Source organism: Vibrio sp. T3Y01 (assembly GCF_013114525.1).
In the GTDB taxonomy this organism is placed as follows: domain Bacteria; phylum Pseudomonadota; class Gammaproteobacteria; order Enterobacterales; family Vibrionaceae; genus Vibrio; species Vibrio chagasii_B.
In genome coordinates this window covers 128,770-142,353 of record NZ_VTXJ01000011.1, presented here as the reverse complement: position 1 = coordinate 142,353, position 13,584 = coordinate 128,770, and the positions used below count along the sequence as shown (strand labels likewise).

Annotated in this window: 11 protein-coding genes; 5 read left to right on the top strand and 6 right to left on the bottom strand. The window is 45.3% G+C overall.

Annotation, left to right across the window (positions count from 1 at the left end; translation table 11 throughout):
- Positions 1 to 4 precede the first annotated feature (4 nt).
- The 3 genes from F0232_RS14120 to F0232_RS14110 all read right to left on the bottom strand — a co-directional run bounded on the left by F0232_RS14120 (position 5) and on the right by F0232_RS14110 (position 4,848).
- Positions 5 to 1,999: a DNA topoisomerase III gene (locus F0232_RS14120; protein WP_105057431.1), complete on the bottom strand. Its 1,995-nt coding sequence runs from the start codon at positions 1,997 to 1,999 to the stop codon at positions 5 to 7.
- A 114-nt stretch (positions 2,000 to 2,113) separates the two neighbouring features.
- The gene (locus F0232_RS14115; protein ID WP_004740667.1) at positions 2,114 to 2,662 is read right to left on the bottom strand and encodes an NAD(P)H nitroreductase; all 549 of its coding nucleotides are present in this window, start codon (positions 2,660 to 2,662) and stop codon (positions 2,114 to 2,116) included.
- Positions 2,663 to 2,838: 176 nt separating this feature from the next.
- Positions 2,839 to 4,848 (bottom strand): NADPH-dependent 2,4-dienoyl-CoA reductase, encoded by a 2,010-nt coding sequence (locus F0232_RS14110; protein WP_171750849.1) that lies wholly within the window; start codon positions 4,846 to 4,848, stop codon positions 2,839 to 2,841.
- A gap of 278 nt (positions 4,849 to 5,126) precedes the next feature.
- Here F0232_RS14110 and sppA point away from each other — a divergent pair, with 278 nt between their 5' ends.
- Positions 5,127 to 6,977 (top strand): signal peptide peptidase SppA, encoded by a 1,851-nt coding sequence (gene sppA / locus F0232_RS14105; protein WP_105057432.1) that lies wholly within the window; start codon positions 5,127 to 5,129, stop codon positions 6,975 to 6,977.
- A gap of 119 nt (positions 6,978 to 7,096) precedes the next feature.
- Complete coding sequence (ansA, locus tag F0232_RS14100) at positions 7,097 to 8,113, top strand: asparaginase (RefSeq protein WP_105057433.1); 1,017 nt, start codon at positions 7,097 to 7,099, stop codon at positions 8,111 to 8,113.
- Between the two features lie 144 nt (positions 8,114 to 8,257).
- Here ansA and F0232_RS14095 read toward each other — a convergent pair whose 3' ends face one another.
- On the bottom strand, positions 8,258 to 8,539 hold the full coding sequence (locus tag F0232_RS14095; protein WP_010437067.1) for a YeaC family protein: 282 nt from the start codon (positions 8,537 to 8,539) through the stop codon (positions 8,258 to 8,260).
- Between the two features lie 113 nt (positions 8,540 to 8,652).
- Between F0232_RS14095 and F0232_RS14090 the strand changes: the two genes are divergently transcribed.
- Positions 8,653 to 9,462, top strand: a complete 810-nt coding sequence (locus F0232_RS14090) for a DUF2989 domain-containing protein (RefSeq protein ID WP_061033746.1) — start codon at positions 8,653 to 8,655, stop codon at positions 9,460 to 9,462.
- 160 nt (positions 9,463 to 9,622) lie between these two features.
- Here the strand turns inward: F0232_RS14090 and msrB are convergent, their stop codons facing one another.
- Positions 9,623 to 10,021, bottom strand: coding sequence for a peptide-methionine (R)-S-oxide reductase MsrB (msrB, locus tag F0232_RS14085; RefSeq protein WP_032498724.1), 399 nt, complete (start codon positions 10,019 to 10,021; stop codon positions 9,623 to 9,625).
- Positions 10,022 to 10,379: 358 nt separating this feature from the next.
- On the opposite strand from msrB, the gene gap reads away from it, so the two are divergent.
- Both gap and F0232_RS14075 read left to right on the top strand, forming a co-directional pair.
- Positions 10,380 to 11,375, top strand: a complete 996-nt coding sequence (gap, locus tag F0232_RS14080) for a type I glyceraldehyde-3-phosphate dehydrogenase (RefSeq protein WP_061033745.1) — start codon at positions 10,380 to 10,382, stop codon at positions 11,373 to 11,375.
- A 243-nt stretch (positions 11,376 to 11,618) separates the two neighbouring features.
- Positions 11,619 to 12,503, top strand: coding sequence for a D-hexose-6-phosphate mutarotase (locus tag F0232_RS14075; protein WP_105057434.1), 885 nt, complete (start codon positions 11,619 to 11,621; stop codon positions 12,501 to 12,503).
- A gap of 103 nt (positions 12,504 to 12,606) precedes the next feature.
- Here F0232_RS14075 and F0232_RS14070 read toward each other — a convergent pair whose 3' ends face one another.
- Positions 12,607 to 13,575, bottom strand: a complete 969-nt coding sequence (locus F0232_RS14070) for a nucleoside hydrolase (protein ID WP_105057435.1) — start codon at positions 13,573 to 13,575, stop codon at positions 12,607 to 12,609.
- Positions 13,576 to 13,584: the final 9 nt, after the last annotated feature.

Sequence of the window (13,584 nt, the reverse complement as noted above, 5' to 3'; positions counted from 1 at the left end):
AGTACTAGCTTTTAGTGCCCCTCTTAGCGGAATTGCCTTTCTTAGCATACGAACCGTTCTTGGCATAAGACTTCTTCGCACTGCCACCTTTACGACGTTTAAAAGCGGGTCTTTCGACTTTAGGGAGATGACGGAGTGATTCAGGTACTTCCCCTGTTTTCACTCGCCCCATTAGGCCATCAATCTTGCTTTCCAGCGCTTGCATAAAAGGTTGGTACGCTTGATTTCGTTCTGCCATACCTTGCAGCTGGTGCTCCCAGTGCGCTGTCATGTCTGGAAAGGTCGAATCCTCAGGTAGAGCATGAATCAAACCTCTACCTGCTGGGCTACTATGAATGCTTTTACCTTGGCGCGTTAGCAGCTGCCTTTTAAATAGCGTATCGAGAATGCCCGCACGAGTCGCCTCTGTTCCAAGACCATCGGTCTCTTTCAAAATCGCTTTCAGATCCTTATTCGCGACAAAACGCGCAATACCTGTCATCGCTTGGAGCAGTGTCGCTTCTGTGAAGTGCTTCGGCGGCTCGGTTTTCTTGTCTCCAATGACACCTTCGCGGCAGGTCAACACCGTTCCTTTATCGAGCGGTGGAACCGTATCAGTACCATCACTTTTCTCTTCGGTGTCTGTTTTACCCATCAACACCTTCCAACCTGGGTTGATAAGCTGACGTCCTTTTGCGATGAACACGCCACCAGCGATATCAAACACTAACTTAGCGTCCGCAAACACAGCCGGTGGGTAGAACTGCATCAGATACTGGCGTGCGATTTGTTGATAGATTTTCATCTCATTGGCAGACAAACCATTCACCGATGATTTCTTCGGTGTTGGGATGATTGCGTGGTGAGCATCGACCTTACTGTCGTTCCATGCTTTTGATTTCAGTGAGAGATCCGCGCCTTGAGCACCACTTTGTAGCTCTTTCGCATTATTGGCGATGGCGTCTACGATCGACTCTCGCTGAGGGTAGTGCTCTTTAGGAAGGTAGCGGCTATCGGAACGTGGGTAAGTGATAAGCTTGTGCTTCTCATATAAAGACTGACAGGTGTCCAACACCTGCTGAGCACTCATGCCAAAACGTTTGGAGGCATCAATCTGCAAGGCAGACAGAGAGTAAGGAAGTGGCGCAGCTTGTTTACTTTGCTTCTGCTCTGACTCTGTGACAGTTGCAGGTTGGTTCGCGATTCGCTGAGCGACGTTTTCAACCAACTTTCGATTGAGTACACGGCCTTCTTCGTCTTGCCACGGCTTACAGGCTTCACTTGGTTTCCAGCGAGCGCGAATATCAAAGCTCTGTCCGTTATTTTGGTAAGGAATCAAGGCATGCAAAGTGAAGTAATCTTTAGGAATGAAGTTTTCAATCTCTTCATCACGTCTCACCACCAAACCAAGTACTGGTGTCTGCACACGCCCTACCGACAAAACGCCTTGGTAACCGGCTTTTTGACCCAGCAAGGTATAAGCGCGAGTCATGTTCATGCCATACAGCCAATCAGCTCTAGAGCGTGCCAATGCTGAAACAGAAAGAGGGATAAAGTCGCGATTGCTGCGCATTTGAGAAAGTGCACGCTTCACGGCTGGTAAGTTCAAATCACTAATCAGCAGCCTTTCCATCGACTCTTTCTTGGCTTTAGATACCTTGCAGTAATCAATCACTTCATCAACCAGCAGCTGCCCTTCTCTATCCGGGTCTCCGGCGTGAACAATTTGAGTGGCGTCCTTCAATAGCTTTCGGATCACCGTGAGCTGTTTACTCGATGTCTTACGAGGCCTTAACTGCCATTGCTCTGGCACGATAGGTAAATCGGCCAAGTTCCATTTCTTGTAGCGGTCGTCATAAGCGTCTGGCTCAACCTGTTCCAATAAGTGTCCAATACACCAAGTCACTACATCACCGTTGCCACATTTAATGAACCCTTGGTCTTTCTTCTGTGGATTTGGCAGTGCAGCGGCGATCGCGCGGCCGAGGCTTGGTTTTTCAGCAATAATAAGGCGAGACATGTTTTTCCAGATGCTACAAACAATTAGGGCCACATTATCTAATGTGACCCTAATAAATCAAGAAAAACTGGTTGTTTATACAGTTAGCATTCCACTATTCAGCTTCAGTGCTCTTTATAAAAACTCAACAAACTTAGAGAAGTCGCGCTCTGGTACTTTCATTGGTGTACAGCCCGGCGTACCTAGGTATAGGAAGCCAACAATTTCGTCGTCGCCTTCTAGGCCAAATGCTTGATGAACTTCTGGGTGGAACATCCATTTGCCTGAGCGCCAAAAACCTTGGAAACCTTGAGCGACAGCCGCCATTTGCATTGCTTGCGCCGCACAACCTGCAGAAAGATGTTGTTCAATCGCTGGTACTTTCTCATGCTCGGTTACTTTAGCGATGACAGTAATTACCATAGGAGCACGGAACGGCGCCTTTTTCACTTTCTCAATCACCGCTTCTTCGCTTTCTTCCGCTTCAGCAGCACGAACCAAGATGTCAGATAGCTTCTGTAGCCCTGAACCTTGCGCGATAACAAAGCGCCATGGTGTTAGTGCACCGTGGTCAGGAGCTCGTAAGCCCGCTTTAATGATGTTTTCTAACGCTACACCTTCAGGTGCCGGATCAGAGAGTTTTGCGATAGAGCGTCGGTTGAGCAGTAGATCCAAAGCATCCATTTGAAGTCCTTACTATTTCTTTATTATTTGTATACTTGAACTTTAGCACAGAATACAAACGATAATAAATCTCAACGACTCCCCATATAGACTAGATTAGACACAATAAAGGCTCCTAAATCTACGACTTAGGAGCCTTGTTCAAACATCTATCTCAGTAACTTAGCTAACTGGCTCTATAACTTAATCGCTAGTTCAACACCTTGACGGATAGCGCGCACAGCATCTAGCTCACCAGCATAATCAGCACCACCAATCACGTGCAGTTTGCCACCAAACTCTTGCCACATATCTTCGAATGGTCTCACCGATACTTGACCTGCACACACGATAACGGAATCGGCATCTAATACCTGATCTTGTTTACCAACACTGATATGCAAACCTTGGTCATCAATTTTGTTGTAGCTCACGCCACCCAACAGATTCACGCCACGTTTTTCTAGTGTGCGTTTGTGAATCCAACCTGTAGTTTTACCCGGGCCTTTACCAACACGACCCGCTTTACGTTGCATCACCCAAACCGTTTTGTCACTGAATGAATCCGGGTAAGGATACAGGCCACCTGGGTGTTCCATATTCTTATCGATGCCCCACTCATGTAGCCAATCGTCTAAACTATGGGACGTCGGCTCGGTGAGCATAGTTGCCACATCGACACCGATACCACCAGCACCAACAATCGCGACCTTTTCACCTACAGGTGTCTTTTCGCGAATCAAGGTTTGATAATCGACCACGTTCTCGTGATCAATACCTTCAATGTTCAATTTTCTTGGCTCAACACCCGCAGCCATCACCACTTCATCGTACTTAAGTAGCATCTCAAACGTAGCTTCAGTATCCAGTTTCAGGTTCACGCCCGATGCATCTATTTGGTTAGCAAAATAACGAATCGTTTCTCTGAATTCTTCTTTGCCCGGGATCTGCATTGCTAGTCTAAACTGACCGCCTATACGATCATTTTTCTCAATTAAATCAACTTTATGCCCGCGTTGAGCCAAAGTCGTCGCACAAGCTAAACCTGCAGGGCCTGCACCTACAACTGCTATAGTCTTAGTCGCTGGTGCGGGTTGAACGACAATTTCAGTCTCGTGACACGCTCGTGGATTAACCAAACAGCTCGCACGTTTCCCTTTGAATACGTTATCAAGACACGCTTGGTTACAACCAATACAGGTGTTGATGAACTGTGCTTGATCTTGCGCGGCTTTATTGACGAAATCAGGGTCAGCCAAGAAAGGGCGAGCCATGGAGACCATGTCGGCCTGACCGGAGCTGATAATACGTTCTGCTTCTTCAGGTGTATTGATACGGTTACAAGTGATCACCGGAATAGAAACATACGGTTTCACTTTCTCAGTAACCCATGAGAAAGCACCACGTGGTACTTGTGTCGCGATAGTTGGGATACGTGCTTCATGCCAACCAATACCCGTATTGATAATGGTAACGCCCGCCTCTTCAAGCTTTTGAGCCAGCAACACAACATCTTCAAAGGTGCTACCTTGCTCAACCAAATCTAGCATCGACAGTCGGAAGATAATGATGAAATCCTTGCCCACAGCTTCGCGAATCGATTTCACGATCTCTAGCGGGAAACGCATACGCTTCTCATAAGAACCGCCCCACTCGTCGTAACGCATGTTGGTACGCTTACAGATGAATTGGTTAATCAAGTAGCCTTCAGAGCCCATGATTTCAATGCCGTCGTAACCTGCAACTTGAGCAAGTTCGGCACTGTTGGCAAAGGCATTGATGGTCTTTTTGATTTGGCGAGGGCTCATTTCACTTGGCGCAAACTTGGCGATTGGTGCTTTTATACCTGACGCACTCTGCGCGAATGGGTGCATCGCATATCGACCAGCATGAAGTAGCTGCAACGCAATTTTCCCGCCGTGCTTATGTACCGCTTCGGTAACAACTTGGTGCGCTTTCGCGTGCTTAACTTTGCTGAATTCAGCACTAAATGGGGATAATCTGCCACGTAAGTTCGGAGAAAAGCCGCCTGTAACAATTAGGCCAACGCCTCCTTTTGCTCGCTCTTCGTAAAACGCGGCGAGTTTATGTAGGCCTTCTTTGTGCTCTTCTAAGCCGGTGTGCATTGATCCCATCAATACACGGTTACGTAACTGAGTAAATCCAAGATCGAGTGGTTCAAGTAAATGTGGGTACATGGCAGACATCACTTCTATTATTTATCCTTGTGGTCTGACCACAGTATAGTTCAATCACCAAAAGTTCAAACAACCGTTTACATTTTTGTAACACCGATCATAATGCTGAAGGTATTAATCGTTCAGAAGTTCTTAATCTGTCTACACTTAATGAGAATATAAATCGATTAACACTTCTTGGTATAGTTTGAATTAGGGAATTATCGTAGGATACTAAGCAGTTCATATTATTGAGATTAATGGTACTGCTGCTTGTTAAAGCGACATAATCTCACTGCGGAGACAGAATGAAAAAAATATTCAAATTTATAGGCATGATCTTCAAAGGGATATGGAAGCTGATTACGTTTGTACGTGTTGCGCTTGTTAACCTAATCTTCTTGCTCAGTATTGCCGTTATCTACTTTGTGTACTTCCACTCAGACACAGCGCCGCCGACCGTGCCACAACAATCTGCTTTAGTGTTAAACCTGTCAGGTCCGATTGTTGAACAAAGCCGTTATATCAATCCGATGGATTCCGTTACCGGTTCGCTGCTGGGCAAAGATCTGCCAAAAGAAAATATTCTCTTTGATATCGTTGAAACCATTCGCTATGCCAAAGACGATGACAATGTAACAGGTATTGTTTTGGCACTTAAAGAGCTGCCAGAGACCAACCTAACTAAACTGCGCTACATCGCTAAAGCCTTAAATGAGTTTAAAGCTTCAGGAAAGCCAATTTATGCGGTGGGTGACTTCTACAACCAAAGCCAATACTACCTAGCAAGCTACGCAACTAAGGTATACATGTCGCCTGATGGTGGTGTACTTCTTAAAGGTTACAGCGCCTACTCGCTTTACTACAAAACCTTATTAGAGAAGCTCGATGTGAACACTCATGTGTTCCGCGTGGGCACTTACAAATCAGCGATTGAGCCATTCATTCGTGACGACATGTCTGACGCAGCCAAAGAGTCGGCATCACGTTGGTTGGGTCAACTTTGGAGCGCTTACGTTGATGATGTGAGCAATAACCGCCAAATTGATGCGAAGACACTCAATCCAAGCATGGACACTTTCTTGAAAGAGCTTGAATCTGTTGATGGCGATATCGCGAAACTGGCGGAAAAACTTGGTTTGGTGGATGAGCTAGCCACTCGCCAGCAAGTTCGACTAGAGCTTGCAGATGTGTTCGGCAGTGATGGTCAAGACAGTTACAACGCACTTGGCTACTACGAGTACCGTGCAACCATGCTTCCAGACATGAGCAGTGAATCACACGATGTAGCTGTGATTGTTGCTAGCGGCGCTATTATGGATGGCAAACAGCCACGTGGCACCGTGGGTGGCGATACAACCGCGGCTCTACTTCGCCAAGCTCGTAACGATGACAAAGTTAAAGCCGTTGTTCTTAGAGTGGATAGCCCTGGCGGCAGCGCATTTGCTTCAGAAATTATTCGCAATGAAATAGAAGCGATTAAGCAAGCGGGTAAGCCTGTAGTTGTGTCAATGTCTAGCCTTGCCGCTTCTGGTGGTTACTGGATCTCAATGGGCGCAGACAAGATCCTCGCTCAACCAACTACGTTAACTGGCTCGATTGGTATCTTCAGTGTCATCACTACCTTCGAAAAAGGCTTAAATGATATTGGTGTTTATACTGATGGCGTTGGCACATCACCGTTCTCAGGTCTTGGTATCACCACCGGCCTAACTGAGGGCGCGAAAGATGCGTTCCAGATGGGTATTGAACATGGCTACCGCCGATTCATCGGTCTAGTTGGAGAAAACCGTGGAATGGATGTTGATGCGGTCGATAAAATTGCTCAAGGTCGCGTATGGACAGGTCAAGACGCTATGCAAAACGGTTTAGTCGATGAAATTGGTGACTTCGATGACGCGATTGCAGCCGCCGCTTCACTTGCAGAACTCGAAAGCTACAACATCTACTGGGTAGAAGAGCCACTTTCAGCCACTGAGCAGTTTATTCAAGAATTTATGAACCAAGTTCAGATGTCGATTGGCCTTGATATTCAGTCAATGATACCAAGCAGTTTGCAGCCGGTTACGCAGCAGTTAGCTCAAGATAGCCAACTATTAAGCAACTTTAACGACCCACAAGGCCGTTACGCTTTTTGCTTAAACTGCCAAGTTCAATAATTTAAGCTCAACGCTTTATTATCAAGGGGCGCCTCTGTGTGAGGCGCCTCTTTTTATTACATAATAATTCGCTATAATCGCCCACCTGTTCCCTACATCACACTAAAGTAATAATCGCCATGGAAAGAAAACACATCTATATCGCGTACACCGGCGGCACAATCGGCATGCAAAAATCGCATGATCACGGCTATGTCCCTGTTGCTGGATTCATGGATAAACAGCTTGCTGGTATGCCTGAATTCCATCGCCCAGAGATGCCTGAGTACACCATCCACGAATACTCGCCATTGATGGACTCTTCAGACATGACGCCACTTGATTGGCAGACTATCGCTGATGACATCCGCGCGAACTACGACAAATACGATGGTTTCGTTATCCTGCACGGTACTGACACCATGGCGTACACCGCTTCTGCGTTGTCTTTCATGCTAGAAAACCTTGGCAAACCAGTGATTGTAACCGGCTCTCAGATCCCACTTGCTGAGCTACGTTCTGACGGCCAAGCAAACCTATTGAATGCACTACACATCGCGGCGAATTACCCAATCAACGAAGTGACACTGTTCTTCAATAACAAATTAATGCGTGGTAACCGCAGCACTAAATCACATGCTGATGGCTTCAATGCGTTTACCTCTCCAAACCTTAATCCGCTGTTGGAAGCTGGTATCAATATCCAGCTAAGCAACAACGTTGTAGTCAACGAGCAACCTGAAGGGAAGTTCAAGGTTCATAACATTACACCGCAACCAATCGGCGTAATCACTATGTACCCAGGCATCTCACACGAAGTGATCCGTAACACGTTACTACAACCTGTTAACGCAATGATCCTGCTGACTTTTGGTGTTGGTAATGCACCACAAAACCCAGAGCTACTTCAGCACCTAAAAGACGCATCAGAGCGCGGTGTTATCGTGGTAAACCTAACTCAATGTTTAGCAGGTAAAGTGAACATGGGTGGCTATGCGACGGGCTGTGCTTTAGCAGAAGCTGGGGTTGTTAGTGGTTATGATATGACTCCGGAAGCGGCACTAGCGAAACTTCATTACCTATTAAGCCAAAACCTAAGCTACGAAGAAGTGAAAACTCAGATGCAGCAAGTACTGCGTGGTGAGATGAGCTTGTAAGCTCGTTAAGGTTCATCTTGAGCCGCTGCTCTTCTATGATGTGAGCAGCAGTTTAACGTGAGCTAAATCGTTTTATTACTTATAAATAAACGACTTAACGTAAAAGGGGTGGTACTGCGCCACCCCTTTGTTGTAATTTAAAGCCTAATGATTTGGGTTAACTCTTACAATATCTTCTTGATCTGACTTAAACTGTTTTTTGAGTTCAGATTTAGACTTAAAGCTAATTTCGCCACCAGCGGCAATTGTCATGTGTTGAGCTTCAGAGTTATGTTTAGATTGGTATAACATAACCGCCTGCATACACGAATCGCGCTGCTCTTTAGAAAGCGCTGTTCCTTCTGGCCATTTACCCGTTTCAACTGCGTAGGTTAAACGTTCGTAGACCTCGGGTGTCATTGCGCTAAGAAGTTGTTCTGCATCCATGGTAAAGCCTTAGTGTTAACAATTTTCACCAGAAAATAACTCTTAACAGAATTGAGTCAAGAACCTGACCGATAATAAGTGCATTTGATCACAAGTGAAGGAATATGAAAATTATGAAATGGTTGGCAATTAGCCTATTACCTTTCACTCTGGTTGGGTGTCTTGAGGGCAACAAAAATACCGATCAGTTGTGCCAGAGCAATCCTGGGTTGCGCTGTGAACAGCTGAACATGAACGACGGACAGTGCCGTGTAGCGCGTACCGACCTTATCTGGCATCGCTTTGAAGTTCAAAAACAACCAACCGAAATCAATAAGATCAAAGAGTTCGAATTGGTCACAGCCTATAAAAAATGTCTTGAGCTTGCCGCGCAGATAGAAACGATTGATCAATCTAAACTTCAAGAGCGTCGCTTTACTTCTTTAATGCACAGCATTGAAGAGTCGGAACGCATTGTCAGTGAACTGTCTCAATCAGACACGCCAGAAACGCTCTATTTCTTGTGGTCACAAAACGGGGATACCAACGCAAGACGCAGCTTCTTACAACTAGAAGGAACAGAAGCGTTGAATACGGCAGAGATGCAGTATGCCCTAGCAACCTTTTACACCACTCGAGACCATGTGAAGACGTTAAAACTGCTTAATAACGCATTGACCTTATCGAGTAACTCGAACGTCAACACTGAAATTTTTAAGTCGATGGCTAGCATTAACCACAGCCTAGGCAATATGGAAGAAGCGTATGTATGGGCAATGGTCGCTAAAGACTTTAATGTGCCTATCGCATCGGAGTCTGAGCTCGCTGTTCTCTATCACTTTGAAAAGCCAAAATATAAGCAGTTGAATAAAGACGCAGACAAGATTGTCGAAGCCATTGAAGACGGCGTTTACAGCCCTGCTGTTGTAAAGAGCTACGAGTAATCTTAGGCGACCAAATAGCCTCTTCAACAAATTGAAAATAAAACAGCTACCATCATGGTAGCTGTTTTTATTTGTACTAGAGTTAACGCTGAAATCTTGGGCTGTTCATTGCAATTTCATCGACAAATGCGATCTGTAAGGATTAAACAATAGTGACAAGTTATTTCGTACTTTCGTCATTTTTGTTGAAAATTAACGACACAGAATTAACACAAAAACGTTCGCCAGTTGTCTTCGGACCATCAGGAAAAACGTGACCTAGGTGGCTATCGCAGGCACTACAACGAATCTCTACACGCTTCATTCCGTGACTTAGATCTTCTATATAGCGTATTGCTGTATCGTTTACAGGAGCATCGAAGCTCGGCCACCCGCACCCAGAATCATATTTGTTATCCGACAGGAATAATGGGGCTTGGCAGCATGTGCAGCTGTAAACTCCCGTCTTGTGGTTATGTAGTAACTTACCGCTATAAGGGGCTTCAGTACCACGTAGACGACACACTTCGTACTCATCGTCAGTTAGGCGTTCACGCCAGTATTCATCAGGCTTTATCATCTTTTCTTCCTTTTGAATCACGTTAATATCTCTCCACATTCTCATTTATTATATTTACTTTTTTCTATAAAGGCTTGCATATGAGTCGTTTTGTAGCACATACTTTCTCACAAGAAAACATTGTACATATACACTCATAAGTGAATCGTCATTTAGAGGTATTTTACCCAACTGGAAGGGTGCAGAACCACTAGCAATGGTCAATTTTCAACCACTTACACTCAATTGTTAAGAAAAGCGTCGCTTTTTTTTGACATTAAACAAGTTAAGTCGGATTATCTATTGCAGATTTAGACTGGATTCTGTAATTTTACTACCAGTTATCTTTAATCAGAAATTAAGTTGTGGAGCAACTACAATGACTATCAAAGTAGGTATTAATGGTTTTGGCCGTATCGGTCGTTTCGTATTCCGTGCAGCGCAAGAGCGCAATGACATCGAAGTTGTTGGTATCAACGACCTTATCGACGTTGAATACATGGCATACATGCTGAAGTACGACTCAACTCACGGCCGTTTCAACGGTACTGTTGAAGTTGAAGGCGGTAACCTAATCGTTAACGGTAAAACTGTACGTGTTACAGCTGAGCGTAACCCAGAAGATCTTAAGTGGGATGCAATCGACGTAGACGTTGTTGCTGAAGCAACTGGTCTTTTCCTAACTGACGAGACTGCACGTAAGCACATCACTGCTGGTGCTAAGAAAGTTGTTCTTACTGGTCCTTCTAAAGACGCAACTCCAATGTTCGTTATGGGCGTTAACCAAGCAACTTACGCTGGTCAAGACATCGTTTCTAACGCTTCTTGTACTACTAACTGTCTTGCACCTATCGCTAAAGTTCTTAACGACAAGTGGGGCATCGAGTCTGGTCTAATGACTACAGTTCACGCTACTACAGCAACTCAAAAAACTGTAGATGGTCCTTCTGCTAAAGACTGGCGCGGTGGCCGTGGTGCTTCTCAAAACATCATCCCATCTTCAACTGGTGCTGCTAAAGCTGTAGGCGTTGTTCTTCCAGAACTAAACGGCCTTCTAACTGGTATGGCTTTCCGTGTACCAACAGCTAACGTTTCTGTAGTTGACCTAACAGTTAACCTAAAAGAAGCTGCTTCTTACGAAGAAATCTGTGCTGCAATGAAAGAAGCTTCTGAAGGCGAAATGGCTGGCGTTCTAGGTTACACTGAAGACCAAGTTGTTTCTCAAGACTTCATCGGCGAAGTTAACACTTCAGTATTCGATGCTAAAGCTGGTGTTGCTCTAACTGACAAATTCGTTAAAGTTGTATCTTGGTACGACAACGAAATCGGTTACTCAAACAAAGTTCTTGACCTAATCGCTCACATCTCTAAGTAATTTCTTTTTAGAAATAGCTTTAGATAAGCATTAGCAAAGACTGTTTTGAGCAGACTTTGAAAAAGGCGACCTTAGTGTCGCCTTTTTAATACCTGCTATCTTTTAAACCTCATCTATCTAAGTTTATCTAGATAGCCCAAACGCAAAATTCAATTCTAATACTGACTCTTGCTTGTTAAGCATGAGAGTACAAGCACCGCTCTAGTCAGCATTTGAATTCAATTTCCTTAGAAGGATCATGTAATGGATTTATCTACTCTACCTGCACTGACTGTACTTTCTGATAACGTGACTATCGTTGAGCACCAAGGTGTAAAACTAGTTCGTGTTATCCACGAGAAGGCAAATGCCGCGATTTCACTGTTTGGCGGTCATGTTGTGTCGTTCCAACCACAAGGTCAAGAAGACCTGATTTGGATGAGTCAACAAGCTAAGTTTGATGGCAAAACAGCATTGCGTGGTGGTATTCCAGTATGTTGGCCTTGGTTTGGTCGCATTGCGGCACCTGCGCACGGTTTTGCACGCTCAAGTGAATGGCAATTAGTTGAGCACCGAGAAAGTGAAGCGGGTGTGATTGTCAGCTTAGGCCTGAAGCCTAGCGAAGAGACGTTAGCAGTATGGCCTCATCAGTTCGATGCTCGCTTAAATGTTGAGATTGGCGATGAGCTTAAAGTGACTTTGGATGTGAAGAATACCGATGAGCAACCATGGACTTTCTCTGGTGCGCTGCACACTTACCTAAACGTTGCAGACATCCATAACACAACCACCACAGGTATGGGTGCTGAGTACATCGACAGCTTACAAGGTGGCAAGATCTGCCAAGGCGGTGCTGAGCTTGTGCTAACCGACACCATTGACCGAGTGTACACTCAGCCAGAAGCGCAAATCTTAGTTGCGGACAAAAAACTTGAGCGTACTTTAACAGTTGAAAACCAAGGCCATAACTCTGCGGTCTTGTGGAACCCGTGGGCCGAAGGTGCTGCTGGTATGGGTGATATGCAAGACGACGGTTACCTAACCATGCTATGTGTTGAATCAACACTGCACGCGCCAAGTTTAGAGGCAGGTAAAACACTTCAGCCTGGCGAGAACCACCAGCTGATTACAACGATTTCTGTTCAGTAACCTTATTCAGGAATTGATTCTGTAATCAGTTCGCTACGCAAGACACATTAAAGGCCGGTTCACTCCGGCCTTTTTATTGCTCTCAATCGGCTAACGATTAAACTTAACTCTGAGAATATCGAACTAACGTCTCTCTATAGAGTGACAGCAGCGCTTCATCGTCTACTTTAACGCCGACCTTCTGCGCCGGGAATGAGCTCCACTCATCATTCATGTATTTGCGTTGGTCGCTTTTCTGGATGGTCATACCTTCAGCAGGACCATCTGTCACAACTCTAATTGCACCACTTCGGCACTTAAACAAAGAAGGTTGGATAACATAAGCAATGACTGATGGATCGTGAACATGACAGCCTTCCATTCCCACCTTTTCTGAGTAGAACTTCAAATAGTAACGGCTTACATCCCAGATGAACTGCCCTACCTCTCCAGCATCATCTCTTAAATCATCCAAATATTGAGCAGTAAAGAAGCTCTCCTCTGTCACATCAAGCCCGATAACCGTCACAGGCCATGATGCTGTGAAGACCTTGTCTGCAGCATGAGGATCATCGTGTATGTTCGCTTCAGCAAATGGCGTCACATTGCCCCTGTGGTCATTTTCGCCAAAGGCTCCACCCATAATGACCACTTCCTTAACCAAATCGACAATGTCAGGAGCGGCTTCCAATGCCAGAGCAAGGTTAGTGAGAGGACCAACCGCCACGAGTGTGATCTCTCCCGGCTCAGCACGAACACTATCAATAATGAACTGATAAGCGGGCTTCTCAATCGCTTTAACCTCTAGTGAACTCGGTGCTTTTACATCACCAAAGCCAGCTTCACCATGCACGACCACGGTAGCACCAACTGGGTCTCTGACTAATGGCTTATCAGTACCCTTTGCCACCAGCGCATTCATACCAAACTTTTGCTTCAGATAAAGCGCATTCTGAGTACCGTTATCTATCGTCGCATTGCCATAAACCGTCGTAATTCCCATCAGCTCAATCTCTGGGTGAGCTTCAGCAAATAGAATTGCCATTGCGTCATCGATGCCTGGGTCTGTATCGAGGATAATTTTCTTTGTCATATCAGTTTC